The 25,163-nt window shown below is 71.1% G+C and carries 28 protein-coding genes; 10 read left to right on the forward strand and 18 right to left on the reverse strand.

Annotated elements, in window-relative coordinates:
- Nucleotides 1-289: 289 nt before the first annotated feature.
- The 3 genes from BJ964_RS04195 (at nucleotide 290) to BJ964_RS04205 (ending at nucleotide 3,620) form a co-directional block, all read left to right on the forward strand.
- A complete protein-coding gene (locus BJ964_RS04195) occupies nucleotides 290-652 on the forward strand; it encodes a YraN family protein (RefSeq protein ID WP_188119446.1) in 363 nt (120 codons plus the stop codon).
- Nucleotides 653-725: 73 nt separating this feature from the next.
- A complete protein-coding gene (locus BJ964_RS04200; protein ID WP_188119447.1) occupies nucleotides 726-2,261 on the forward strand; it encodes a YifB family Mg chelatase-like AAA ATPase in 1,536 nt (511 codons plus the stop codon).
- Between the two features lie 153 nt (nucleotides 2,262-2,414).
- The gene (locus tag BJ964_RS04205; RefSeq protein ID WP_229806560.1) at nucleotides 2,415-3,620 is read left to right on the forward strand and encodes a DNA-processing protein DprA; all 1,206 of its coding nucleotides are present in this window, start codon (nucleotides 2,415-2,417) and stop codon (nucleotides 3,618-3,620) included.
- A gap of 209 nt (nucleotides 3,621-3,829) precedes the next feature.
- Here the strand turns inward: BJ964_RS04205 and BJ964_RS04210 are convergent, their stop codons facing one another.
- Nucleotides 3,830-4,015: a regulator gene (locus BJ964_RS04210; protein WP_067698744.1), complete on the reverse strand. Its 186-nt coding sequence runs from the start codon at nucleotides 4,013-4,015 to the stop codon at nucleotides 3,830-3,832.
- 809 nt (nucleotides 4,016-4,824) lie between these two features.
- On the opposite strand from BJ964_RS04210, the gene BJ964_RS47750 reads away from it, so the two are divergent.
- The 3 genes from BJ964_RS47750 to BJ964_RS04225 all read left to right on the forward strand — a co-directional run bounded on the left by BJ964_RS47750 (nucleotide 4,825) and on the right by BJ964_RS04225 (nucleotide 7,324).
- Nucleotides 4,825-4,953, forward strand: coding sequence for a hypothetical protein (locus BJ964_RS47750; protein WP_262479317.1), 129 nt, complete (start codon nucleotides 4,825-4,827; stop codon nucleotides 4,951-4,953).
- Nucleotides 4,954-5,035: 82 nt separating this feature from the next.
- The gene (locus BJ964_RS04220; protein WP_188119450.1) at nucleotides 5,036-6,115 is read left to right on the forward strand and encodes a tyrosine recombinase XerC; all 1,080 of its coding nucleotides are present in this window, start codon (nucleotides 5,036-5,038) and stop codon (nucleotides 6,113-6,115) included.
- Between the two features lie 18 nt (nucleotides 6,116-6,133).
- Nucleotides 6,134-7,324, forward strand: a complete 1,191-nt coding sequence (locus BJ964_RS04225) for an aminotransferase class V-fold PLP-dependent enzyme (protein ID WP_188119451.1) — start codon at nucleotides 6,134-6,136, stop codon at nucleotides 7,322-7,324.
- Here BJ964_RS04225 and BJ964_RS04230 read toward each other — a convergent pair.
- The 13 genes from BJ964_RS04230 to proS all read right to left on the reverse strand — a co-directional run bounded on the left by BJ964_RS04230 (nucleotide 7,305) and on the right by proS (nucleotide 16,000).
- Nucleotides 7,305-7,772 carry a murein hydrolase activator EnvC family protein gene (locus BJ964_RS04230; protein WP_188119452.1) on the reverse strand — a complete coding sequence of 156 codons (468 nt, stop codon included), beginning with the start codon at nucleotides 7,770-7,772 and terminating at the stop codon, nucleotides 7,305-7,307. The genes BJ964_RS04225 and BJ964_RS04230 overlap by 20 nt on opposite strands.
- Before the next feature lie 73 nt (nucleotides 7,773-7,845).
- Nucleotides 7,846-8,169: a DUF2469 domain-containing protein gene (locus BJ964_RS04235; protein WP_014447123.1), complete on the reverse strand. Its 324-nt coding sequence runs from the start codon at nucleotides 8,167-8,169 to the stop codon at nucleotides 7,846-7,848.
- Complete coding sequence (locus BJ964_RS04240; RefSeq protein WP_188119453.1) at nucleotides 8,166-9,005, reverse strand: ribonuclease HII; 840 nt, start codon at nucleotides 9,003-9,005, stop codon at nucleotides 8,166-8,168. The genes BJ964_RS04235 and BJ964_RS04240 overlap by 4 nt, the downstream gene beginning before the upstream one ends.
- Nucleotides 9,006-9,008: 3 nt before the next feature.
- On the reverse strand, nucleotides 9,009-9,482 hold the full coding sequence (locus BJ964_RS04245; protein WP_188119454.1) for an NUDIX hydrolase: 474 nt from the start codon (nucleotides 9,480-9,482) through the stop codon (nucleotides 9,009-9,011).
- 24 nt (nucleotides 9,483-9,506) lie between these two features.
- Nucleotides 9,507-10,166 (reverse strand): signal peptidase I, encoded by a 660-nt coding sequence (gene lepB / locus BJ964_RS04250; protein WP_188119455.1) that lies wholly within the window; start codon nucleotides 10,164-10,166, stop codon nucleotides 9,507-9,509.
- The gene (lepB, locus tag BJ964_RS04255; protein ID WP_188119456.1) at nucleotides 10,163-11,056 is read right to left on the reverse strand and encodes a signal peptidase I; all 894 of its coding nucleotides are present in this window, start codon (nucleotides 11,054-11,056) and stop codon (nucleotides 10,163-10,165) included. The genes lepB (BJ964_RS04250) and lepB (BJ964_RS04255) overlap by 4 nt, the downstream gene beginning before the upstream one ends.
- Before the next feature lie 166 nt (nucleotides 11,057-11,222).
- Complete coding sequence (gene rplS, locus BJ964_RS04260; protein WP_188126783.1) at nucleotides 11,223-11,579, reverse strand: 50S ribosomal protein L19; 357 nt, start codon at nucleotides 11,577-11,579, stop codon at nucleotides 11,223-11,225.
- A 126-nt stretch (nucleotides 11,580-11,705) separates the two neighbouring features.
- Entirely contained in the window at nucleotides 11,706-12,470 is a 765-nt protein-coding gene (gene trmD / locus BJ964_RS04265; protein WP_188119457.1) for a tRNA (guanosine(37)-N1)-methyltransferase TrmD, read from the reverse strand.
- A 10-nt stretch (nucleotides 12,471-12,480) separates the two neighbouring features.
- Entirely contained in the window at nucleotides 12,481-13,047 is a 567-nt protein-coding gene (gene rimM / locus BJ964_RS04270; RefSeq protein ID WP_188126784.1) for a ribosome maturation factor RimM, read from the reverse strand.
- A 6-nt stretch (nucleotides 13,048-13,053) separates the two neighbouring features.
- On the reverse strand, nucleotides 13,054-13,311 hold the full coding sequence (locus BJ964_RS04275) for an RNA-binding protein (protein WP_014447131.1): 258 nt from the start codon (nucleotides 13,309-13,311) through the stop codon (nucleotides 13,054-13,056).
- The gene (gene rpsP / locus BJ964_RS04280) at nucleotides 13,289-13,753 is read right to left on the reverse strand and encodes a 30S ribosomal protein S16 (protein WP_188119458.1); all 465 of its coding nucleotides are present in this window, start codon (nucleotides 13,751-13,753) and stop codon (nucleotides 13,289-13,291) included. The genes BJ964_RS04275 and rpsP overlap by 23 nt, the downstream gene beginning before the upstream one ends.
- Nucleotides 13,754-13,931: 178 nt before the next feature.
- Nucleotides 13,932-14,585: a DUF402 domain-containing protein gene (locus tag BJ964_RS04285; RefSeq protein ID WP_188119459.1), complete on the reverse strand. Its 654-nt coding sequence runs from the start codon at nucleotides 14,583-14,585 to the stop codon at nucleotides 13,932-13,934.
- 8 nt (nucleotides 14,586-14,593) lie between these two features.
- On the reverse strand, nucleotides 14,594-16,000 hold the full coding sequence (gene proS / locus BJ964_RS04290) for a proline--tRNA ligase (protein ID WP_188119460.1): 1,407 nt from the start codon (nucleotides 15,998-16,000) through the stop codon (nucleotides 14,594-14,596).
- A gap of 83 nt (nucleotides 16,001-16,083) precedes the next feature.
- On the opposite strand from proS, the gene BJ964_RS04295 reads away from it, so the two are divergent.
- Nucleotides 16,084-16,587, forward strand: coding sequence for a SigE family RNA polymerase sigma factor (locus tag BJ964_RS04295; protein WP_188119461.1), 504 nt, complete (start codon nucleotides 16,084-16,086; stop codon nucleotides 16,585-16,587).
- Nucleotides 16,577-18,025 (forward strand): outer membrane protein assembly factor BamB family protein, encoded by a 1,449-nt coding sequence (locus BJ964_RS04300; protein WP_188119462.1) that lies wholly within the window; start codon nucleotides 16,577-16,579, stop codon nucleotides 18,023-18,025. Before BJ964_RS04295 ends, BJ964_RS04300 begins: the two co-directional genes overlap by 11 nt.
- Here BJ964_RS04300 and BJ964_RS04305 read toward each other — a convergent pair whose 3' ends face one another.
- From BJ964_RS04305 to BJ964_RS04320, 4 genes are all read right to left on the reverse strand, one after another.
- A complete protein-coding gene (locus tag BJ964_RS04305) occupies nucleotides 18,026-19,102 on the reverse strand; it encodes an amidohydrolase family protein (RefSeq protein ID WP_188119463.1) in 1,077 nt (358 codons plus the stop codon).
- Between the two features lie 17 nt (nucleotides 19,103-19,119).
- On the reverse strand, nucleotides 19,120-19,707 hold the full coding sequence (locus BJ964_RS04310; RefSeq protein WP_188119464.1) for a Uma2 family endonuclease: 588 nt from the start codon (nucleotides 19,705-19,707) through the stop codon (nucleotides 19,120-19,122).
- A gap of 80 nt (nucleotides 19,708-19,787) precedes the next feature.
- Nucleotides 19,788-21,347 carry a signal recognition particle protein gene (ffh, locus tag BJ964_RS04315; protein WP_188119465.1) on the reverse strand — a complete coding sequence of 520 codons (1,560 nt, stop codon included), beginning with the start codon at nucleotides 21,345-21,347 and terminating at the stop codon, nucleotides 19,788-19,790.
- Between the two features lie 65 nt (nucleotides 21,348-21,412).
- Nucleotides 21,413-21,643, reverse strand: a complete 231-nt coding sequence (locus tag BJ964_RS04320; protein ID WP_183216512.1) for a hypothetical protein — start codon at nucleotides 21,641-21,643, stop codon at nucleotides 21,413-21,415.
- A gap of 238 nt (nucleotides 21,644-21,881) precedes the next feature.
- Here BJ964_RS04320 and BJ964_RS04325 point away from each other — a divergent pair, with 238 nt between their 5' ends.
- Together BJ964_RS04325 and BJ964_RS04330 are read left to right on the forward strand one after the other, a co-directional pair.
- Nucleotides 21,882-23,633: a stealth family protein gene (locus BJ964_RS04325; RefSeq protein WP_229806561.1), complete on the forward strand. Its 1,752-nt coding sequence runs from the start codon at nucleotides 21,882-21,884 to the stop codon at nucleotides 23,631-23,633.
- Nucleotides 23,634-23,657: 24 nt separating this feature from the next.
- Nucleotides 23,658-24,920, forward strand: a complete 1,263-nt coding sequence (locus BJ964_RS04330) for a nucleotide sugar dehydrogenase (RefSeq protein WP_188119467.1) — start codon at nucleotides 23,658-23,660, stop codon at nucleotides 24,918-24,920.
- Nucleotides 24,921-25,163 lie beyond the last annotated feature (243 nt).

Here is a 25,163-nt window from a genome sequence, read left to right on the forward strand (position 1 = left end):
CCCGGTCGGCGGCCACGGTCGGACCCGACGAGATCGGGACCAGGGAGGGCCACCGCCGACGACCGCTACTCTGAGTGACTCAGACCACGGCACGTTCGGAGGGCACGCGAGGTCGACCGCGTGGGCGGTCGCCGCCGACAAGCATACGCCAAGCCCTGCGCCGGGCCGGTCCGCCCTCTTGTCTTGGGCCGCTATCACGCTCCGGCGGACTGCGGACGGTCATCCACACCGCCGCGCGACCCACAGGGCGCCGGGCGGGCCGCCGCGATCGGTGCCACGGTGCCGGGTCATGACGACTCAGCGACGGGCGGTCGGCGCGTACGGCGAACGACTGGCCGCCCGGCACCTCCAGGACAGCGGCCTGATCCTGCTGCAACGCAACTGGCGCTGCGCCGACGGCGAGGTCGACCTGATCCTGCGCGACGGCGACGACCTGGTCTTCTGCGAGGTGAAGACCCGCCGCACGGCGACCTTCGGTCCACCGGCGGCCGCGGTGGGTCACCGCAAGGTGCTCAGGTTGCGCCGGCTGGCGGCCCGCTGGCTGACCGAGACGGGGGTACGGGGAGGAAGCGTCCGTTTCGACGTGGTGGAGGTCATGCCGCAACCACGTGGCGCCGCCCGCCTCGTACACATCCGCGGGGCATTCCAATGAGCGAGCTTGCGAGCGAATCATCCAGCTCAGTCATCAACTCATTGCGACGCCGGAGCGCAGCGGAGGTGGCGCAATGAGCTACGCCCGGGTGCTCTGTGTCGGGCTCGCCGGGGTCGCCGGTCACCTCGTCGAGGTCGAGGCCGACCTCTCCACCGGCCTGCCCACGCTGGCCCTCACCGGCCTGCCCGACACCGCCCTCAACGAGGCCCGCGACCGGGTCCGGGCCGCCGTGGTGAACTCCGGCCGGGACTGGCCCAACCGGCGGATCACGGTGAACCTGCTGCCCGCCGCCCTGCCCAAGCACGGCAGCTCCTTCGATCTGGCGATCGCCGCGGCGGTGCTGGCCGGGGCCGGTGAGCTGCCGGCGGCGCCGCTCGACCGGGTCGTGCTGCTCGGCGAGCTCGGTCTCGACGGCACGGTGCGACCGGTACGCGGCGTGCTGCCGATGGTGGCCGCGGCCGCCCGGGCCGGGATCACGCGCGTCATCGTGCCGGCCGGCAACGCGCGGGAGGCGACCGTCGTACCGGGCGTCACCGTGCGGGCCGTCGACACCCTGCACCGGCTCGTCGAGTTCGCCCGGGGCGAGGCGGCGCTGCTCGATCCGCCGCCCGCACCGGAGACGACCGAGCCGCCCGGCCCCGACCTGGCCGACGTGGCCGGTCAGGAGATCGGCCGGTACGCCCTGGAGATCGCCGCGGCCGGTGGCCACCACCTGGCCCTCTTCGGCCCGCCCGGCTCCGGCAAGACGATGCTCGCCGAGCGGCTCCCGTCCATCCTCCCGGAGCTCGACGACGACGCCGCCCTCGAGGTCACCGCCCTCCAGTCGATCGCCGGGATGCTGCCGCCGGACGGGCGACTGGTCCGCCGGCCGCCGTTCCAGGCGCCACACCACAGCTCGTCACTGGCGGCCCTGGTCGGCGGCGGCTCCGGGCTGGTCCGGCCGGGCGCGCTCAGCCTCGCCCACCGGGGCGTGCTCTTCCTCGACGAGGTGCCCGAGATGAGCCGCGGCACGCTCCAGGCGCTCCGGCAGCCCCTGGAGAGCGGACGGGTGGTGCTGTCCCGGGCCCGCGGCACCACCGAGTACCCGGCCCGGGCACAGCTGGTCGTCGCCGCGAACCCGTGCCCCTGCGCCAGCCCCGCCGGGGACCACGCCTGCCAGTGCACGCCCCTGGTCCGACGCCGCTATCTGGGCAAACTGTCCGGGCCGCTGCTGGACCGGATCGACATGAAGATCAACCTGCTGCCGGTGCGGGCCGCCCAGCTGACCGTCGCGACCGAGCCCGCCGAGCCGTCCACGGCCGTCGCGGCCCGGGTGGCCCGTGCCCGTACCGCGGCCGCGGCCCGGTGGGCGACCGGCGGCTGGCGGGTCAACGCCGAGGTCCCCGGGCACCGGCTGCGGCGGCCACCGTGGCGACTGCCGGCCCGGGACACGGCCGTGCTGCACGACGCCCTGGAGATCGGGGTGCTGTCGGCGCGCGGCTTCGACCGGTGCCTGCGGTTGGCCTGGACCATCGCCGACCTGGACGGGCGGGACCGGCCCGCAGTGGGGGACGTCTGTGAGGCGTACCAGCTGCGCATGGGCGAGCCCACCACCCGCGCCGCCGCCTGAGGCCCGCTACCGCCCGTCACCCCCGGTTCGACTCTCACCCCGTACGTCCCTTTTGGAGTCTTTGATGAATTTCACCACGGCTCGTGCCGTCACCCGTGCGGCGCTCGTCGCCGTGATCGCCGTTGTTCTCGTGATCGCCGCGGGATGTCCGGCATGAGCGGCTGCCCCGGCGCGGGTGAGCCGGCCGACCGGGCCGCCCGTGTCGCGCTGACCTGGCTCGCCGAGCCCGGCAACCGGACGGTGTGGACACTCGTCCAGCAGGCCGGCGCACCGGCCGTACTGGACCGGCTGCTCGACGGTGACATCCCGGACGCCCGCCTGCGCGCGGCGGTCACCGCCCGGCTCAGGTCCGGTGATCCACGCCGGGTGGCGGAGATCGCACTGCGCCGGGCGGACCGGCTCGGCGCCCGCCTCGTCGTACCCGCCGACGACGAGTGGCCCAGCCGGGTCGACGACCTGGCGGCTCTGGAACTCGACTCCGGCGGGATCGTCAACCAGGACACCAGGCCTCCTCTCTGTTTCTGGGTGCGCGGTGCGCCGGCCCTCGGCGAGACGCTGGAGAGGTCGGTGGCGATCGTCGGCGCCCGGGCCTCCACCGCCTACGGCAGGCACGTCACGACCGACATGGCGTACTCGATCTCCGGCAAGGGATGGACCGTCGTCTCCGGCGGCGCGTTCGGGATCGACACGGCCGCCCATCGTGGCGCGCTGGCCGCCGACGGCCGCACCATGGCGATCCTCGCCTGCGGCGTGGACCGGCCCTACCCGGTGGGGAACTCCGCGATGTTCGACCTGATCGCCGAGCGGGGCCTGCTGGTGAGTGAGTGGCCGATCGGCGCGGCTCCGTTCCGGCACCGGTTCCTGATCCGGAACAGGGTGATCGCCGCGATCACCGCCGGCACGGTCGTGGTCGAGGCGGCGGCCCGCAGCGGCGCGACCCAGACGATGAGCCGGGTGCTCGCACTCGGACGGCCCGCGATGGTGGTGCCGGGCCCGGTCACGTCGGCGATGTCGGTCGGCTGCCACGAGATCCTGCGCGGCCATCCGTACGCCCGGGTGGTGACCTCGGCCACGGACGTGCTCGAGGAGGTCGGCCGGATCGGCGAATACCTGGCGGATCCGCCGCGCGGCCCGGAGCACCGCCGCGACAGCCTCGACGAGGAGTCGGCCCTGATCCTGGAGTCACTGCCGTCGCGGGGAGCGCGGACGCCGGAGGAACTCGCCGTCGGCGCACGGCTGAGCCTGCGGACCGTGTTGCGGCGGCTCTCCCTGCTGGAGATGGCCGAATTGGTGGTCCGCACCGGGGACGGATTCGCGCTGTCACCCGGCCGGCGGCCCATCCATCACTCGGACGAGTGATCGCACCCCATGCGAACGTTCGAACTATCCGGACCGATCGCCCACCCGATGAGGGGCCGCCAGAGGGCCGGGCCGTCGATGGCACACATCGACAGTCGTCATCAGCCGGCGGGCACGGCTGCAACCGGCTCGTCGAGTGTGCCGGCCGCCGCCGGAACGGTGGCCGGCACACGAGCCGGTCGATGGGTCACGACACGTGACCGGACGGGTCAGTCCTCGGACTCGTCCAGGTCACGGCGGTGAACCTTCATCCAGGCCTCGACATCTTCGGTCAGCCAGACCTTGCCCTGCGCCAGGTCTGCGGCCGGCTTCGGAAAGTCCGCGCGGCTGGTGATCTGGTACGCCCGCTGGCGACTGACACCACCCAGACGGATACGGATTTCGTGCGCGCCCATGAGTCGGATCGGCTTCACTCCCACGCGATCGACCGTAGGCGCGGGTCAATTAGTCAAGGACCAACTTGTTATGGGCCAGGTTGTCACCGAGCAAGTAGGGTGGGCCGATGACTGTTCGTCGCGATTCAGCCGAGCCGGTACCCCATCACCCTCGCCATCGACGCGATTGGCGGACCCTGTGGCGTCGCTGCATATGCGGTCTTCCCGCACCCTGCATCGACCGCATCCCACCCTCACCACCGCCGCCCTATCCACCCCGGCCCCAGGTCGCGGAACAGGAGGCGCCACGGGGCGGGCCGGGCCTCTACCGTTCGAGGGCCGCCCGGCCCGGCACGGGCACCCCGGCCGGGCCCCAGCCTCCCACGGGAGCCGCACCCGCACCGAGACCTCCCACCCGTCCGGGGGCCTCCGGGTCCAAGCCTCCCGCACATCCGGGAGCCCCTGGGCCTCAGCGACCCGCGCATCCGGGCGCCTCCGGACCCAAACCACCCGGCGTCTCCGGAGGTGCGCCCAGGTCCAACCCGCCGGCCCGCACCTCCGGAGAGTTCGATGTCGGGCGCGCCGGCCGCCTCACCCCGGCTCAGGAGCATCGGGCCGGGCAGAGCGGCCGTCCCACACTCCGTCGTCGACGTCACCACCACTGACCACCAAAGGCGCATGTCTCTTCGGGGGAATACTTGTCCACCACACACGAGGCAGAACATCTGCACGACCGTCCTCATTGGCTCTGCCGCGTTTGCCGGGAGCCATGGCCCTGCGCCGAGGCGAAGGCACGTCTCCTGGCCGAGTACACCGACTTCCCGTCCCTCTTGAAGATCTACCTGTCGGCGCAGATGTACGACGCGCTCGACGACTTCACGGCCCTGGGCGAGTCCGCGCCGCTGAACCTGTACGAACGCTTCATCTCCTGGGCGCGCGGCCGACCACCCACCCGATGACAGCCTCCCTCGCGGCAACCCACCGCACACGCGGGCGCGGAAAGCTTGACCTCACGGTCCGGCGGTAGCACGGTCAGAGGTGATGCGGATCCGTGAGATGCACGAGCGACTGCCCCGGGGGCTGCGCGAGGCGGTCGACGAGTTCAGCCGGCACCTGGCGGTGGTGGAGGGCCGCTCGGAGCACACCGTGCGCGCCTACACCGGGGACGTCGTCTCGCTCCTCGACCACGCCGCCTATGAGGGCCGGTCCAGCGTCGCCGAACTGGACATCACACTGCTGCGCGGGTGGCTCGCCGCCCGGATGGGGTCGGGCGCGGCTCGTACCTCGCAGGCCCGGCGTGCGGCGGCGGCCCGCGCCTTCACCGGCTGGGCCCATCGCACCGGCCGGGCTCCCACCGACCCGGGCACGCAGCTCGCGACCCCGCGCGCGCATCGCGGCCTGCCGACGGTCCTTCGCGCCGACCAGGCCGCGACTCTGGTGACCACCTCACCCGGCCACTACCGCAGCCCCACCGCCCAGGGCCCGGCCGGCGGGCAGGACGGCCCGGACAACCCGGAAAGCGCGAGCAGCCCCGGAAGCGCGGGCAGCGGGAACGAGGACACCGGGGGCACGGACGGTACCGATGGCGGGGAAGGCGCTGGAAGCGCCGCCGGGAGTGCGCTGAAGCTTCGGGACCGGGCCGTTCTGGAGTTGCTCTACGCGACGGGCGTTCGGGTGAGTGAACTCTGCAACCTCGACCGTCCCGACGTGGATCACGCTCGGCAGGTGGTCCGGGTCTTCGGGAAGGGAGCCAAGGAGCGGGCCGTGCCCTTCGGGCATCCGGCCCGCCACGCGCTCGACGACTGGCTTCGGCGAGGGCGGCCCGAACTCGTGGCAAGGGGTAGCCGGGACGCCCTCTTCCTCGGGGTCAAGGGGGGCCGTCTGCAGCCGACCGTGGTTCGGCGGATCGTGGCGGACGCGGCCCGGGCGGCGGGGCTGCCGCACACCCGGCCGCACGATCTGCGGCATTCGGCGGCGACCCATCTGCTGGACGGGGGCGCTGATCTGCGCGCTGTGCAGGAGTTGCTGGGGCACAGCTCACTGGCGAGCACACAGATCTACACCCATGTGTCGACCGAGCGGCTGCGGACGGCCTTCAATCAGGCGCACCCGCGGGCCTGACATCGTACGATCCACATTATGACCGCCCCGGAGATTCCGCGGCCCATTCCGGGCGCCCGTCTGCTGTTCTCGCTGGATCCGTCGGTGTCCCATTTGAATCACGGCTCGTTCGGCGCACTGCCGATCAGTGTGCAGCGGGCCCAGCAGCGGCTCCGGGACGAGGTCGAGGCGAATCCGCTGCGCTTCTACGGCTCCTCCGCACTGGTGGACCGGATCGTCCACACCCGACGGCATCTGGCGGGCTTCCTCGGCGCCGACCCGGACGGCAGCGCCCTGGTGCCGAACACGACGGCCGCCGTCTCGCTGATCCTGCAGTCGGTGGGGTTGCGGGCGGCCGACGAGGTGCTGCTGACCGATCATGCCTACGGGGCGGTGACGATGGCGGTCCGGCGGCAGTGCCGGCGGTCCGGGGCGACGGCCCGGACGGTGGCGGTCCCGCTCGGCGTCTCCGCCGCGGAGGTCACGGCCCGGATCCGGGCGGCGCTGCGGCCGGGCCGGACCAGGCTGCTGGTGGTCGACCAGGTGGCGTCGGCGACGGCGGTTCTCTTCCCGGTGCGCGAGATCGTCGCCGCCGCCCGGGAGCACGGCATCCCGGTGCTGGTGGACGCCGCCCACGTGCCGGGGATGCTGCCGGTGGACGTGTCCGCGATCGGCGCCGATTTCTGGGTGGGCAACCTGCACAAGTGGGGCTGGGCGCCCCGCGGCACCGCCCTGCTGACCGTGGCGCCGGCCTGGCGCCGCCGGATCGACCCGCTCGTGGTGTCGTGGGACCAGGATGAGGGGTTCCCGCTGTCCGTGGAGTTCCAGGGGACGATCGACTACACGTCGTGGCTGGCGGCCCCGGCCGGGGTGTTCGCGCTGCGCACGCTCGGGCTGGAGGCGGTCCGGGAGCACAATGCCGCGCTCGCGGCCTACGGTCAGCGGGTCGTCGGTGAGGCTCTCGGCCTCGCGCCCGCCGATCTGCCCGGCCCCGGCGGACCGGGGGTGTCCATGCGGGTGGTGCCGCTGCCGGCCGGGCTGGCCAGCACCTCGCCGGAGGCTCTCGAGCTGCGGCTGCGGATCGCCGACAAGCTGGGCGCTGAGGTGGCGGTGAACGCGTGGGGCGGGCGCGGGCTGCTCCGGCTGAGCGCGCAGATCTACAACCGGCCGGAGGATTACCACCTGCTGGCGGAGCGCCTGCCCGCGCTGATCAGGGAGATGCGGCGGTGAGCGGCAGGAGCCGGACCCGGCCGATCCCGAGCAGGGCGAGCGGGTCGAGGTAGGCCGGGCCGCGGCGCAGGCCCCAGTGCAGGCAGGCGGTCTGCGGGCAGCCGGGATGCCCGGCCTGGAGTGTGCCGATCGGCTGGCCGGCCGTGACCGGCTCGCCGACCGTGACGGTGGCGGTGACCGGCTCGTAGGTGGTCCGCAGACCACCGGCGTGGGCGACGCTGATCACACCGCGGCCGGCGATGGTCCCCGCGTGGACGACGACGCCGGCGCCCGCGGACCGCACCACCGCCCCGGCGGGGGCGCCCAGGTCGACCCCCCGGTGCCCGGCCAGCCAGGGTTGCGGTGGCGGGTCGAAGCGCCGCAGCACCGTCGGCGACGTCACCGGCCAGGTGTAACCGGACGGCACGACGAGCAGCAGCAGGGACAGGAGAGCGACGAGTCCGGGCATGCCGGAGAGCCTGCCCGCTCCGCCGCCGGGACGCGGCCGGCCCTGTGGACAGCCGCGAACTGTGGATGGGGCGTCAGCCGCCGAAGCCGGCGTCGTCGGGCAGCGAGATGTCCGGCTTCTCCAGCTCCTCGACGTTGACGTCCTTGAACGTCATCACTCGCACGTTCTTCACGAAGCGGGCCGGACGGTACATGTCCCACACCCAGGCGTCGTGCATCTCGACCTCGAAATACACCTCACCGTCGGAGTTGCGCACGTGCAGGTCCACCTGGTTGGCCAGGTAGAACCGGCGCTCGGTCTCCACCACGTAGGAGAACTGGCGGACGATGTCGCGGTACTCCCGGTAGAGCTGCAGCTCCATCTCGGTCTCGTACTTCTCGAGATCCTCTGCGCTCATCGTTCTTCGCCCTCCATGGCCTCATCTTCCCCCACTGACGGCGACGGCCGAGGCTGCTCGCCTGACGCCACGCCGACGGTACCCGCCGCTGCCTCCGGAAGCAGCAGCGGCTCGGTAACGGATACATCGTCGAACAAAGACGGCGCCGATGACGAAACGGGACGCCGTGCCCGCGGCGGCCGGTTGCCGCGCCCCGAGGCGGCGGCCACGTTGACGTACGAGAATCGATGCTCCGGGCACGGCCCGTGCCTGGTCAGCGCGGTGCTGTGCTCCTCGGTGATGTAGCCCTTGTGAACGGCGAAACCGTAGTCCGGATACCTCTCGTCCAGCTCGACCATGAGCCGGTCCCGGGTGACCTTCGCCAGGACGCTGGCGGCCGCGACGCAGGCGGCGACCCGGTCGCCCTTCCACACCGCGAGACCGGGCACGCCGAGGCCGTCGACCGGGAAGCCGTCGGTCAGCACGTACTCCGGGCGGACGGTGAGCGACGCCAGCGCGCGGCGCATCGCCGCGAGGTTGCAGACGTGCAGGCCGCGCGCGTCGACCTCGGTCGGCTGGATGATCATCACGGACCAGGCCAGGGCCTTGGCGACGACCTGGTCGTAGACGCGCTCCCGGGCCGCCGCCGTCAGCAGCTTGGAGTCGGCCAGGCCGGGGATCTCCCCGCGCCGGCCCTCGGGCAGGATCGCGGCGGCCGCGACCAGCGGCCCGGCGCAGGCGCCACGGCCCGCCTCGTCGGCGCCGGCCACGTGCCGGAAGCCACGGCGCTGAAGCGCCTGCTCCAGCGCGTAGAGCCCGGCCTCGCGGCGGACCACGGTGCGTGGTGGGGCCAGCATCTGTCAACGTCCATCCGGTACGGCGTCGGCGGTGTGCCGACGCAGCAGGTCGGCCAGGTCGACCGGGAAGATCTGCTCGGCGCTCGCCTCGATCTCGGCGGCCGACCACCATCGATGCTCGGTGATGGTGAGGCGCTCGGCCTCCTCCATCCCGGCCGTGTCGACCTGCCAATCGGCCACCCGGACCAGGAAGAAGTCCTGCTCCTGACGGTACTGCCGACGGTCGTACGAGAACTCGGTCACCTCGTGGTGGACCGGCTCGCCCAGATCGGACGGGCCGATCCGCAGGCCGGTCTCCTCGAACAGCTCGCGGCGGGCCGCGTCGGCGACCGTCTCGCCCGGTGTCAGGCCGCCGCCGGGCGTGAACCACCAGCGCTGCCCCGGGCGCGCCGGGTCGCCGCCGTGCAGCAGCAGGACCCGGCCGACCAGATCGACCAGGAGAACCCGGCCGGCACGGCGGTCAATCACCTCGGTCACGCGACCAAGCCTATTCTCGGATGGTTACTTGCCCGCGTCGGGGATGGAATCGAACTCCTGCGGAACGGTCAGCCAGGTCGCCCGGCTCAACGGCCAGAAGATCGTGAAGGCGCGGCCGACGACCGAGTCGACGGCGATCGTCGCGTCCTGGATCTTGCCGGCCTCGTCGGCCGCGGCGCTCTGCTCGTAGTGCTCCAGCGAGTCACCGGAGGCCTCGCGGTGGTCACCCATCACCCAGAGGCGGCCCTCCGGGACGGTGATGTCGAAGTTCTGGTCGGCGACCTGGTTGCGGGTGCCGTCGGCCTCGACGTACACATACGGCTCGTCGAGGGACTTGCCGTTGATGACGAGCCGCTGCTGCTGGTCGCAGCAGACCACGTTGTCGCCGGGCTGCCCGATGACGCGCTTGATGAAGTCCTCACCGTCGGCGCCGGACTGCCAGGCGGTCGGCGCCTTGAAGACGATGATCTCGCCGCGGCGCGGCTCACGGAAGTCGTAGACGAGCTTGTTGACGAGCACCCGGTCCCACAACTCCAGCGTGTGCTGCATGGAGGGGGACGGGATGTAGAACGTCTGCAGCACGAACGCCCGGACCAGGAAGGCGACGAGGATCGCCACGCCAAGCAGGATGGGGAGCTCGCGCCAGAAAGAGCCCTTGCGTTTTTCGGTCTGCTCGTCAATCACGCTCGGAGCCTACGTCGTCGAGTCACCAACGACATGCCGGAACGCGCGGATAGCGCCACTGCGAGCAGAACCGGGAACCCGTCCGTGGCCACCGCGGGGCGCTCCTCACGGACCTTGACCGGGTGCGCGGCGGCCGCCGACGGGTACTGCTCGGCGTACTGTTTCCACACGTCGGGGACGTTGAGGCTGGTGAACCGGTCGCTGGGCCAGACCACCACGAAGGCCCGGCCGATGATGTTCTCGATCGGCACGGTCCCCTGGCAGCGGGCGTCCTGGGAGACCGACCGGTGGTCGCCCATCACGAACATCTCACCGGCCGGGACGGTCACCTCGGCGAACCGCCGGCTGGTGCACTGCCCGGCGATCGGCGGCTGGCTCAGATCGGAGTTGAAACCCTCGGCGATGTACGCCTCGTCGATGCCGACGCCGTTGACGGTGATCCGGCCCTGCGCGTCGCAGCAGGCCACCTTGTCACCCGGAAGGCCGATCACCCGTTTGATGAAGTCGCGCTCGCCGGGACGGCTGACCCCGACCAGGTCGCCGATGGTCCGGCCGAGCTTGGCCAGGAACGCGTTGCTGACCGGCTCGGTGACCTCGGGCGCCCAGTCGTCGGTGCCGCGGAAGACGACGATCTCGCCGCGCAGCGGGTCACGCATGTCGTAGACGACCTTGTTGACCAGGACCCGGTCCTGGATCGCCAGGGTGTTCTCCATCGACCCCGACGGGATGTAGAAGGCCTGGACCAAGAAGGTCCGGATGAGAACGGCCAAGCAGAACGCCACGATCAACAGGAGCGGCAGCTCCTGCCACAGTGGCATCTCCTTGCGCCGCATCGCGGCCCGCCGTCGTTCAGACGGCCGATAGCCTTCCATCGGATCCACGCTTCGCATCTCCCGCCACCTGCCGGCCGAACCGCCCCCGGATACAGCACTACCGCCCGAGTTTCCCGGCTTAGGGAAATTTACGAGCGGTAGGACTGAAAAGGTTCACCTACAGCGCGCCAGGCACAGCCGCAAGCGTAGTTCGCCCGCACCCGTTCCCGCCGCACCGAGTGAATCAGACGGTCTGCTTCTCCCGAAGCTCCTTGATCTTGGCCTTCTTGCCACGGAGCTCACGCAGGTAGTAGAGCTTGGCGCGGCGGACGTCACCACGGGTGATGACCTCGATCCGGTCGATCGCCGGGCTGTTGATCGGGTAGGTCCGCTCGACGCCGACACCGAAGCTGATCTTGCGGACCTTGAAGGTCTCACGCAGACCGGCGCCGTGGCGGGCGATCACGACGCCCTGGAAGACCTGGACACGGGAGCGGTTACCTTCGACGACCCGGGCGTGCACCTTGAGCGTGTCACCGGCCCGGAAGTCGGGAAGGTCGGTACGCCGCGACTGGGCGTCAAGAGCGTCCAGCGTGTTCATCGCTGCATCCTCGTCGTACTCGTTGCGCACCGGGAGTTCGGTACGCGGATGGGTGATTCTGACCCTCCACACCTTCGGAGAGTCCTCGTCCGCACCCCGCGGCGCGGGGCGTAGACGGCAACCTCCCTACTCTGCCACACGCGGAGGCGGGATCTGAAATCCGGCCTCGGTGAGCGCCACCCGGTCCTTCTTGTCGAGATTCTCCGGGGGGTAGGTGGCATACATGTCGGGCCGGCGGGACGCGGTCCGCAGCAGGCTCTGCTCCCGCCGCCAGCGGGCGATCCGGCCGTGGTCGCCCGAGCGGAGCACCTCCGGCACCTCGCGGTCGCGCCAGGACTGCGGCTTGGTGTAGACCGGGGCCTCCAGGAGGCCGGCGGCATGCGACTCCTCGGTGAGCGAGTCGGCGTTGCCGAGCACCCCGGGCAGCAGGCGGGTGACCGCCTCCATGATCACGATGACCGCGACCTCACCGCCGAAGAGCACGTAGTCGCCGAGCGACACCTCACGCACCGGCATCCGGTCCGCGGCGTCGTCGATCACCCGCTGGTCGATGCCCTCGTAGCGGCCGCACGCGAAGACCAGGTGGGGAAGCGTGGCCAGCTCGTGGGCGTCGGCCTGGGTGAACGGTCTGCCGACCGGGGACGGCACGATCAGCGTGGCGCCCGGCGAGGCGACCGCGTCCAGGGCCTGGCCCCACGGCTCCGGCCGCATCACCATGCCCGGGCCACCGCCGTACGGGGTGTCGTCCACGGTCCGGTGCACGTCGGATGTCCAGGTACGCAGATCGTGCACAGCGAGCTCGAGCGTCCCGGTGGTCCGCGCCTTGCCGATCAGCGAGAGCTCGAGCGGCGCGAAATAGTCCGGGAAGATCGAGACGATGTCGACCTTCACAGGAGAATCCTCACAGGTCGAGCAGGCCTTCCGGGAGGTCGACGACGACCCGGCCACCGGGCAGGTCCACGGTCGGGACCATCGCGGTGACGAACGGGATGAGAGCCGTCCCGCCGCCCTTCTTCGCGAGCACGATCAGATCCGAGGACGGAGCGTGCTCGATCCGCTGCACGGTGCCGTGGTCGGTGCCGTCCAGGGACTCCACCCGCAGCCCGACGAGCTGGTGGTCGTGGAACTCCTCCGGATCCTCCGGGGGCGCCAGACCGGCGCTGTCCACCTGGAGGAAGACGCCCTTGAGCGCCTCGGCGACGTTGCGGTCGTGAATGCCCTCGAAGACGGCGATCCCCCGGCCCTGATGCCAGCGGATCGACTCGAGAGTGAGCTGTTGAGGAACTTCGAAGCGAGCACCGGGAGCGGGAGCGGCCGCAGGGCCGGCGCTCACCCGGCGGTCCCGGGGGACCTCCGTGATGAACACCGACCCGGCGGTGAAGCGTTCCTCGGGCTCGTCGGTCCGCACGACCACCGAGACCTCGCCCCGGATGCCGTGCGGTTTACCGATCTGGCCGACGACGAGCAGCATCGATCAGTACGCGTCGACGATGTCGACCCGGATGCCACGACCGCCGATCGACCCGATCACCTGACGCAGGGCCTTGGCCGTCCGGCCGCCACGCCCGATGACCGTTCCCAGGTCCTCGGGGTGCACGCGAACCTCGAGCCGCTTGCCGCGGCGCGAGTCGACCAGCCGGACCCGGACGTCGTCCGGGTTGTCGACGATGCCCTTGACGAGGTGCTCCAGCGCGGGCCGGAGCGCCCCGTCAGCTCGCGTCGGCGCCGGCACCGGCCGGGTCCTCAGCGGTCTCGGCGACAGCCTCGCGGTTCGGCTCGGCGGCCTCAACGGGCTTCGGCGCCTTCTTCGCGGTGGCGGGCTTGTCGGCGACGCCGGCGGCGGCCTTCGACTCGGCGTCGAACACCTCGGCCTTGCTCTGCTTGCTCGGCGCGACCAGCAGCGGGGCCGGAGCGGGCAGGCCCTTGAACTTCTGCCAGTCGCCGGTCTTCTCCAGGATGCGCTGCACCGGCTCGGACGGCTGAGCGCCGACGGAGAGCCAGTACTGCACGCGCTCGGACTTGACCTCGATGACCGAGGGGTGTTCCTTCGGCTGGTAGATGCCGATGTACTCGATGGCGCGGCCGTCACGCTTGGTGCGCGAGTCGGCGACGACGATGCGGTACTGCGGGTTGCGGATCTTGCCCATCCGCAGGAGCCGGATCTTAACGGCCACGGTGTTTTCGCTCCTGATGACTGCGTGGGTGAGCCGACCGGAACCCACGTGGGGATGTGGGACCGATGCCTCGTGGACTGGCTTGCGCTGTCAGGGGTTAGAGGGCGCCTGCAGCGTGCCGGATACCAACGAGCCATTCTGCCAGACGACCAGGGCGGGATCCCAATCGGGATACGTTTTACGCCCGGGCCACGACCGGGCGGTCCCAGCCCTGCGGCAGTTCCTCAGGGGCCGGCCAGGACGGGTCGGGGCGGAAGCCGGTCCAGGTCCCGTCGAAGGGGAACTCCCCCGACTCGATCTTCTTGATCACGCGGTGGCCCTCGGCCCACACGGCGGCCTCGTCCGGGACCCAGTAGAGGTCCGGGTGGGCCAGCCGCTCGGCGAAGTCGTCCTCGTCCTTCCACCACCAGGTGCGGTCCGGGCCGGCGACGATGTCGAGATCCTGGTCGACCACGTCGATCCCGGCCGCCACGCCGTCGTCCCAGCGGACCGCGGGCTCCTCCAGGTTGACGTAGTACCGGGTGAAGACGCCCTCGTCGTCGCGGAAGAACCAGACCGAGTGGTTCGCTCCGGGCGGAAAGAACCGCAGCACACCCGGGCCACGCCAACGGGCGATCCGGGGCGCCCGCTCGGCGGCCATCCAGTCGGCGAACGCGAGATCACGCGGGAAACGGCCGTCCAGCGTCGTCTCGACCGCGATCACCGAACCGCGGGCCACCCAGATGAGCAGCCCACGGTCGTCGTCCGAGACCACCCGGCCGGGATGCACGAAGGCGATCCGGCCGTGGTGGGTGTCCCGGTGCAGGATCAACCGGCCCGGCTCGAAACCCATCCGGGCGCTCAGTAGGAGCGGGCCAGGTAGGCGATCAGGTCCGGCTCCTCGTCCGACTCCGGCATCGAGCCGTCCTCGCGGGTGAGGCAGCGGACCGTGACGGCCTTGCCGTTCGCCTCCTTCTCGCCGGCCTCGCCGACCGCCGACCACGGCACCCGGGCGAACCCGGTCTGCGCCGCCTCGATCGCCTCGGCGAGCGTCTTCACCTCGACGGTGCGCTCCACCCGGAACGCCAGCGCGTCGTCGAAGAGCCGCTGCTGGTCGGCCTTGAGGGCGGCGACGACCTCGTTCACCACCTCGGCCAGGGCGACCGGCGACTTGGTGCCGTCGATCCGGCGGGCCACCACGGCGTTGCCGTTGGCCAGGTCACGCGGGCCGACCTCGATCCGGATCGGGATGCCCTGGAGCTCGGCGTCCACGGCGCGCCGGCCGAACGGGACGTCCGCGCGGTCGTCGAGCTTCACCCGTACACCCGCGGTCTTGAGGTCTGCCGTGAGCTGGGCCGCCGCTTCCGCGACGCCCTCGCCCGCCTTGACCACCATGATCTGGACCTGGATCGGCGCGAGCCGCGGCGGAAGCCGCAGGCCGTTGTCGTCGCCGTGCACCATGATCAGGCCGCCGACCATCCGGGTGGACGTGCCCCACGAGGTGGTCCAGGCGTGCTCGACGGTCCGCTCGGCCGACGAGTAGGTGATGTCGAACGCCTTCGCGAAGTTCTGCCCGAGCTCGTGCGAGGTGCCCATCTGGAGCGCCTTGCCGTCGCCCATCATGGCCTCGACGGTCATCGTGTTGGTGGCTCCGGCGAAACGCTCACCACGGGTCTTGCGGCCCGGGATGACCGGGATGGCCAGGAACTCCTCCATGAACGCCTGGTAGACGTTGCGGTGGATGTCCCGGGCGTGCTCCCGCGCGTCGGCCTCGGTGGCGTGCGCGGTGTGGCCCTCCTGCCAGAGGAACTCGGTGGTCCGCAGGAAGGTCCGCGGGCGCAGCTCCCACCGGACCACGTTGGCCCACTGGTTGAGCAGGAGAGGCAGATCACGGTACGAGTCGACCCACTTGGCCATGAACTCGCCGATCACGGTCTCGCTGGTGGGGCGCACGACCAGCGGCTCGGCCAGCTCCTTGCCGCCGGCGTGGGTGACCACGGCCAGCTCCGGCGAGAAGCCCTCCACGTGGTCGGCCTCACGGCGCAGGTAGTTCTCCGGGATGAAGAGCGGGAAGTAGGCGTTCTGGACGCCCTGCTCCTTGATCCGGGCGTCCATGTCGGCCTGCATCCGCTCCCAGATCGCGTAGCCGACCGGACGGATCACCATCGTCCCGCGCACCGGGCCGTTGTCGGCGAGCTGCGCCTTGGCGATGAGGTCCTGGTACCAGCGGGGGAAGTCCTCCGCACGGGGAGTGAGCACGCGAGCCATGAGGAAGCATCGTAGTCCCGCCTGAACCGCAACCGGCCGGGTGGGCATCCCGTGTCCCTCATCGGAGAAAGACGGGGTGACGGATGGACTTCGATGGCTTCTACCGGGACACGTCCCGGCGGCTGTTGCGATACGCGTACGGGCTCACCGGCGATCCGGGCGAGGCCCAGGATCTGGTGCAGGAGGCGTACGCGCGGGCGTGGCAGCGCTGGCGCAGGGTGTCCGGGTACGACGACCCCGAGGCCTGGCTGCGGCTGGTGGTGAACCGGCTGTCCGCGGACCGGTGGCGCCGCCTCGGGGTCCGCCGCGCGCGGGCCGCCGCCGAGCCACCGCTGCCGGCGGTCGACCCGCCGTCGGAGGACGTGGTCCTGCTGGTCCGGGCGATGCGCGAGCTGCCGGACAAGCAGCGGCGCGCCCTGGCCCTGCACTACCTGCTGGACCGGTCGATCGCCGAGATCGCCTCCGAGTCCGGGGCCTCGCAGAACACCGTCAAGTCCTGGCTGTCCCGGGGCCGTGCCGCGCTGGCGGCCGCACTCGGCGACACCCGCGCCACCGTCACCCCGGAAGGAGCCCGCCGTGCCCACTGACCTGGACGACCTGTTCACCGCCCTGGGCCGGCAGGCCGACACGCTTCCCCTGGCCGGCGCCGAAGGGGCCCGGCAGCGCGGCCGGCAGCGCCGCGCCCGCAACCGCGCCGTGCTGGCCGGTGTCGTCGTGCTGGCGGTGCTCACCGGGATCGGCATGACCGTCACCCGGGAACGGCATGCGGAACCGATCCTCCCGGCCACCACCCCGGCCCGGGTCCGCGGCCTGTCGCCGGTCGGCGAACCGCAGCGGCTCGGCGAGGGCCGGATGTGGAACAACGCCCGGATCTCCGGGAACCGGGTGATCGGCTTCTCCACGGTCGGCGACGGTGGCCACGAGACGGTCGCCGTGGACACCTCGACCGGTGCGACCCTGTGGCGGATCTCCAGCCGGGACACGTACTACCGCGGGGTGGCGGCCACCGCCGGAGCGGTCATCCTGCTCCGCGAGTCGACCGACTTCTCCGGGGAGATCGACGACCCGCAGAACCGGGTCCTGGAGTTCCACGACCCGGCCACCGGCACGAAGCGCTGGGAACTGGCCCACACCGACCGGGACCGGCTGGTGCTGCACGACAAGGTCCTGGTCCGGCTGGCCGGCGCGACCGGGGTGACCGAGGCGTACGACCTGGTCAGCGGGCGCAAGCTGTGGTCGGTTCCGGCCGGCGCGGACCGGCCGCTGCTGATGGACGGGATGGTGACCGAGGCGGACGCGCATGAATACGGCAGTGGCAACGACGCGCTCTTCGATCCGTCCTCGGTGAAGGCCTTCCCGTACACCGACGACCGTCTGGTCCAGGTGACCGCGGCCGGCCGGGTGGTGATCCGGGACATCCGCAACGGCAAGGTCCGGTCGACCGTCCAGGCGGAGACGGCCGGCATCGAGGAGGTGACCGCATACGAGGGAACCGTCTACCTCACCGCGCGTACCGGCCAGGGGCTACAGGTCGGCACCCCGGAGCGGATCCTGCACCGTCGGCAGGCTCCCTGGGAGTGGGAGGACTACGCCCCGTGCGGGCGTGAACGGCTCTGCGTCTTCGAGTACCAGGATCAGAAGGCCCGCACCGTCATGATCGACGCCACCACCGGGGCGGTGCTGCGGACCACCGGGGCGGTGCCGGGCAACGGGATCGCCTCGCTGCGGACCGGCCGTCTCCTGATGAGCTTCGGCGGCGAGGGCGGCACCGCGCTCTACGACCCGGACGGCCAGGCGATGTACTCCGACAACGGGTTCGGCGGCTTCCTCGACGACGGCAACGCGCTCACCCTCACCCAGGACGCGGGCGATCGTCAGTACACCGCCCGCGCTGTCTCCACCATCGACTACCAGAAGAGCAAGATCGGCATCCTCCCGGAGGTCTCCGGGCGGTGCGACTGGGACGAGACGGTGCTGACCTGCCCGGCCGGGCGGGAGCTGCGGATCTGGCGCTTCACCCGCTGATCACCTGATGACGGCCCCGCGCAGCACGATCCGGCGCGGGGCCCGCACCACGCGCAGGTCGGCGCGCGGGTCGGCGTCGTAGACCACCAGGTCGGCGAGACCGCCCTCGACCAGGCCGGGGAAACCCAGCCACTCGCGCGCCCGCCAGGAGGCGGCGGCCAGCACGTCGACCGCCGGGATGCCGGCCTCGTGCAGGTAGAGCATCTCCTCGGCGGCCAGCCCGTGCCGGATGCCGCCGCCCGCGTCGGTGCCCACGTAGATCGGGACGCCGGCCTCGTGCGCGGCCAGCACCACCGACGGGAACCGGTCGCGCAGCGCGATCATGTGGTCGGCGTACCCGTCGAACTTGCCGCGCGCGTTGTCGGCGATGCCCCCGAACGTCCGGATGTTGATCATCGTGGGCACCAGCGCGGTCTTCCGCCGGGCCATCTCGTCGATCAGGTCCAGGGTGAGCCCGGTGCCGTGCTCCACCGAGTCGACCCCGGCCTTCACCATGATCTCCACCCCCTCCTCGGAGAAGGTGTGGACGGCGGCGCGGGCGCCCGCGGCGTGCGCGGCCTCGACGGCGGCGGTCATGGTCGCGGCATCCCAGCTCGGGGCGAGATCCCCCACCGAACGGTCGATCCAGTCGCCGACCAGCTTCACCCAGCCGGTCCCGGCCTTCGCCTGCTCGGTCACGGCGGCGGCGACCTCCGCACCGGCCACCTCGACGCCGATGTCGCGCAGATAGCGGCGGGGCGCGGCCACGTGCCGCCCGGCGCGGGCGAGGCGCGGCACGCCCGGTTCGTCGTCCAATTCGGGGTACGGGTACGGCGAGCCCGCGTCCCGGATCGCCAGCACTCCCGCGTCACGATCCTGATGGGCCAGCTCCCGGGCCTGGCCGACACTCTCGATCGGCTTGGCCCCGTAGGCGATCCCCAGGTGACAGTGCGCGTCGACCAGCCCCGGCACGATGAACCCGCCGTCGCTGATCGTCTCCGCATCGGCCACCGGCTCGAAGGTGACCCTGTCCCCCACCAGCCACAGGTCCCGGACCTCACCGTCCGGCAGAACCGTCCCACGCACATGCAACGCCATGGGTAAGTACTACCGGATCAAGCATCGTCCCGTGCAGCGAGGTATTTATCACGCAACGCCGTGAACACCCCAAGGTTGATCTTGATCGGAAAGGGTTTCTCGGTCTCGAAGACCTCACTGGTGCTGGTGACGATCTCGTAGTCGCCCCTGTCGCTGATCCGGGACTCGGTCAGCACCACGCCATGATCGAAGGTGACCGGGTCGACGACCAGGTAAGTGCCAATGCCGGCCATGGCGTAGACACGCGCCTTGGCATGCATGTCACGCCAGTGCGAACTGGGCGAGATGATCTCAACAGCGAGGATCGCCCGATCGATGGGTGCGGGAGTCCTCAGGATGACGCTGTCGTGCACCACCACGACATCCGGCCGAGGCTCATTGCGGCGATCGACCTCCATCGAGTAGTCGGTCACGACGCTGTAGCCCTCAGGACAGCCGTGCTCCAGAGCGGTCGCGATCTTGTTTCCAAGGATCTGATGTAGGCCGGTAGGGGACGGCAAGATCAGCCTTCCGTCGATCAACTCATAGTTGAGATCCGGCGGAAGGCTGGCCAGGTCGTCGATGGTCCAGTCCTGCTTGTCAGGCAACTGAAGGGCAGCGGTCACGAGCTCCTCCTCACGTGGATCGCCACCCATACTACTTGCTCCTTGACACCTAGCGCAATACAGCCTGACGGGTGACTAGATCAGCGATTGTCATCCTTTGGAGGCTTGCTGAGCTTGTTGAAGTCGAGCTTCGGCAGCTTGAAACCGGGCGGCATCCCCTGCCCACCGCCCAGCGCGCCCGGGTCGAGGCCCGGCGGCAGCTGCGGCATCCCACCCGGGAACCCGGCGGGCATCCCGCCCGGCCGCCCGCCGACCCGCGGCCGGTTGCCACCCTTCGTGCCCTTGCGCTTGTTCTTCGAGCTCTTCGTGGCGCTGCGCCGGGAACCGGGCAGGCCCATCATCCCGGTCATCTGCTTCATCATCTTCTGCGCCTCGGTGAAGCGGTTCAGCAGCTGATTGACGTCCATCACGGTGACGCCGGAGCCGTTCGCGATACGCAGCCGGCGCGAGCCGTTGATGATCTTCGGGTTGCTGCGCTCGCCGGGCGTCATCGAGCGGATGATCGCGGTGACCCGGTCGAAGTGACTGTCGTCGAGCTCGTCGAGCTGCCCCTTGAGCTGGCCCATCCCGGGCATCATGCCGAGGATGTTGGCGATCGGGCCCATCTTGCGGACCGCGATCAGCTGGTCCAGGAAGTCCTCCAGCGTGAACTGCTCGCCACCGAGCAGCTTGCTGGCCATCTTCTCCTTCTGGTCCTCGTCGAAGGCCTGCTCGGCCTGCTCGATGAGGGTCAGCAGGTCGCCCATGTCGAGGATCCGCCCGGCCATCCGGTCGGGGTGGAAGACGTCGAAGTCCTCCAGCTTCTCACCGGTGGAGGCGAACAGGATGGGCTGGCCGGTGACGTGCCGGACGGAGAGCGCGGCGCCACCGCGGGCGTCACCGTCGAGCTTGGAGAGGACCACACCGGTGATGCCGACGCCGTCGCGGAACGCCTCGGCGGTGCGGACCGCGTCCTGGCCGACCATCGCGTCGATGACGAAGATGACCTCGTCCGGGTCGACCGCGGCGCGGATGTCGGCGGCCTGCTGCATCATCTCGGCGTCGATGCCGAGGCGGCCGGCGGTGTCGACGATGACGATGTCCTTGGCGGTGCGCTTGGCGTGCTCGATCGAGTCACGTGCGACCTGCACCGGGTCGCCGACGCCGTTGCCCGGCTGCGGGGCGTAGACGTCCACTCCGGCCCGCTGGGCGAGCACCTGGAGCTGGTTGACCGCGTTGGGGCGCTGAAGGTCACAGGCGACCAGCAGCGGCTGGTGGCCCTGCCCCTTCAGCCAGCGGGACAGCTTGCCGGCCAGCGTGGTCTTACCGGAGCCCTGGAGGCCGGCCAGCATGATCACGGTCGGCGGCTGCTTGGCGAACTGCAACCGCCGGCTCTCGCCGCCGAGGACCTGGATCAGCTCCTCGTTGACGATCTTGATGATCTGCTGGGCCGGGTTGAGGGCCTGGGAGACCTCGGCGCCGAGCGCCCGCTCCTTCAGGTTGGCGATGAACGCCTTGACCACCGGAAGCGCGACATCCGCCTCCAGCAGCGCGAGACGGATCTCGCGGGCGGTGGCATCGATGTCGGCATCGGTGAGCCGGCCTTTGCCGCGGAGCTTGCCGAAGATCCCGGAGAGGCGGTCACTCAAGGTGTCAAACACGATGCGACTTCCCGTTGGTCGTAACTGTTGGCGTCGCCCGCAAGCCTAGCCGGACCGTCTCGGGGTCACCGGTTCCGCATCCGGTACGTCCGCGCGGCCGCCTCGATCCGCCGCTGCGTCCGGGTGCCGGGGGCCAGGCCCTTCTTCACCTTCGCGTAGAGGAGAGCGCCGCCGCCGAGCACGAGAGCGCCCACGATCAGGTAGAAGAGCACCGGGCCGAGGATCGCGCTGGCCACCCAGCCCACCACGACCACTCCGGCGATCAGTGCCACCAGATATCCGATTGCCTTGCCCATCGCGGCCTCCCGCTGTCGTCGCGTCGTCGCCGCTTTCCACCATGGCCTGTCCGCGCAACCGCCCGCATCGGCCGAGACCCCGATCCGTTCCCCTAAGGGTGGGGCTTCCGCGTTTCTCCCTGATACCCGGATGAAACGGTGTAAACCCCAGATAACAGGTGCAACTCCTGATATAGACCGCAACTTCCGTCTCAGCCCTGACGTTATGTCGTCGAACGTGCGGCGAAAGGACTACGGCGTGGCCCTGCGACAGATCCTGCGGCTGACCCCCTGGTCGGTGCGACGGCGGATCTTCGAGACGGTCGAGACACGTGTCCTGCCCCGCGTCGCCCCCGAACGGCGCCTCCGGATCGCCCGGACCCTGATGCCGCTGGGGCCCGGCCGGCGCCCCGCCGAGGCCACCGCGCTGCGGGTCCGCACCCCGGCCGGCTGGCTGACCGCCCGCGTCGACCCGGCCGCCGCCCCGGCCGACGTCCGCCGCCGCAACCTGGACCGGGTCGTCCAGGCGCTGGACCGGGCCGGGATCGACTGGTTCCGGGTGCCGGTCCGGGCCGCGTACCGGACCTCGGTGGCGGTCCGCCGCACCGACCGGGACCGGACCCTGCGCCTGCTCGCCGAACTCGTCACCGGGGATCACGGCACACTGCGGACGGTCTTCCCGGCCGGCCGGCGCGGACGGCGTGAGGCCGAGGTGGTGTCGGTGTCCTGGCCGGTCACCGACCCCGGCGGCAGTCTGGTGCTCGGTCCCGAACTGGGCTGCGAGGTCGAGTTCTGGCGGGTGACGAAGGACCGGCTGATCTCGCCACGGCGCAATCCGGTGGCCGACGACATCCCGGCGGACGAGCCGGAGACGACCGCCGCCGAACCGGTCTTCGGGTCGTTCGCGGCGCGGGACGACACCACGGAGTACCGGACCCGGCGGGTGTTCACCACGGTCGACCCGGACCGCGTCGACTTCCCGATCGACGTGGTCTACACCTGGGTGGACGGTGGCGACCCGGAGTGGCAGCAGCGCAAGGCCCGGGCCCTGGAACGGAACCCGTGGGTCGGCGACGTCAGCGCGCAGGCCGCCAACGACTCCCGGTACGTCAGCCGCGACGAGCTGCGCTACTCCCTGCGCGCCCTGCACTGCTTCGCCCCCTGGGTACGCCGGGTCTTCCTGGTCACCGACGATCAGGCGCCGTCCTGGCTGGACCGGGCGCACCCGCGGCTCACCGTGGTGAGCCACCGGGAGATCTTCGGCGACACCGGGACCCTGCCGACCTTCAACTCGCAGGCCATCGAGTCGCGGCTGCACCGGATCCCGGAGCTGGCCGAACACTTCCTCTACCTCAACGACGACGTGATCCTGGGCCGCCCGGTCGGCCCGGAGCTGTTCTTCACCCCGGGCGGGCTGGCCAAGTTCTTCGCGTCGGCGGCCCGGGTGGACACCGCGCCGCGCGGGCCCGCCGACCGGCCCGCCGACTCGGCCGCCAAGAACAACCGGCGGCTCATCCAGGAGACCTTCGGCCGGATGCTGACCCGCAAGATGATGCACACCCCGCACCCGTCGCGGCGCAGCGTCATCGAGGAGATCGAGGACCGGTTCGCCGAGCACGTACGGGCCACGGCCGGGCACCAGTTCCGGCATCCGGACGACATCTCGCTGCTGTCCTCGCTCCAGCAGTACTACGCGTACCTGACCGGCCGGGCCGCTCCGGGCCGGATCCGCTACCTCTACACCGATCTGGCGCAGCCGGCCACGCCGCTGCGGCTGGCCCGGCTGCTGCGCTCCCGGGACGTCGACGCGTTCTGCCTCAACGACGTCGACGTGCACAGCGCCGCGGTCGCTGACCAGGAGGCCCTGGTCGCCGAGTTCCTTCCCGCCTACCTGCCGTTCGTCTCGCCGTTCGAGTCGCAGCACCGGGTCCTCCGGGCGATCGCGGCGCCGCGGCGGCCGAACACCGACCGGCCGGTCCCGCCCGATGTGGCGCTGCCGCCCGTCGCCTGACCAAAACGTTTGAAGGAGACATCCTTGAGTTACGACGTCGTCATCCTCGGACTCGGGTACGTCGGGCTGCCGCTGGCGCAGCAGGCGATCCGGGCCGGCATGTCGGTGCTCGGCTTCGACGTCGACGAGACCGTCGTCCGGAGCCTGGCCGAGGGCCGCTCCCACGTGGACGACCTGAGCGGCACGGACGTGGAGAACATGCTGGCCGGCGGCTTCCGGCCGACCACCGACGAGACCCTGATCGGGCAGGCCCGGACCGCGGTGATCTGCGTGCCCACGCCGCTCGCCGAGGGCGACGGGCCGGACCTGCGGGCGGTCCTCGGGGCCACCTCGGCGATCGGCCGCAACCTGCGGCCCGGCATGCTCGTGGTGCTGGAGTCCACCACCTATCCCGGGACCACCGACGACGAGGTGCGGCCCCGGCTGGAGCAGCTGTCCGGGCTGACCGCGGGCATCGACTTCCACCTGGCGTTCTCACCGGAGCGGATCGACCCGGGCAACGCGGTCTACGGCGCGCACAACACGCCGAAGGTGGTCGGCGGCTACACGCCGAAGTGCACCGACCAGGCCGAGGCGTTCTACGGCCGGTTCGTGGAGACCGTGGTGCGGACCCGGTCGACCCGGGAGGCGGAGACCGCCAAGCTGCTGGAGAACACCTACCGGCACGTCAACATCGCGCTGGTCAACGAGATGGCGCGGTTCTGCCACGAGCTGGACATCGACCTGTGGGACGTGATCCGCGCGGCCGCCACCAAGCCGTTCGGGTTCCAGGCGTTCTACCCGGGGCCGGGCGTGGGCGGGCACTGCATCCCGATCGACCCGAACTACCTCTCGCACAACGTGCGCAGCAAGCTCGGCTACCCGTTCCGGTTCGTCGAGCTGGCCCAGGAGATCAACACGACCATGCCGGCCTATGTGGCCCGGCGCGCCCAGAACCTGCTCAACGCCGACGGCCAGGCGGTCCGCGGGGCGACCGTGCTGCTGCTCGGCATCACCTACAAGGCCGACATCGCCGATCAGCGGGAGTCGCCGGCCGCCCCGCTGGCCCGGCACCTGGCCGCACTCGGCGCGACGGTCGCCTACCACGATCCGCACGTGACGACCTGGGACCTCGACGGGGTTCCGGTCTCCCGCACCGACGACCTGACCGGCGCGGCCGCCTCGGCCGACCTGGTGATCCTGGTCCAGAACCACCGCGAGTACGACCCGGACGAGCTGTCCCGCACCGCGAAACGCTTCTTCGACACCCGAGGCGTTACCACGACCCGCGAGGCCCATCGCCTCTGATCCGGTTCCTTCCGCTCCGGCGCCGGGCCGCTCTCTCTGTTCCGGCGCCGGGCCGTCCGTTCTTCAAGACCTTTTCCGGTACGGGGTGGACGGTCCCCAACCGCAGCCACCCGTCCCCTGACGCACCGCGAGCTGCGCGGGTGGTCCCGCCCGCGAGGCACCGCCGGGCTGAGGTCGGTGGCCCGGCATCCACGCGGGCGTGACCGAAAGGGATCACTCGCTCACGCCCGGCGGGCGCGGCAC

Origin of the sequence: Actinoplanes lobatus (assembly GCF_014205215.1) — a bacterium.
GTDB classification, from domain to species: Bacteria; Actinomycetota; Actinomycetes; order Mycobacteriales; family Micromonosporaceae; genus Actinoplanes; species Actinoplanes lobatus.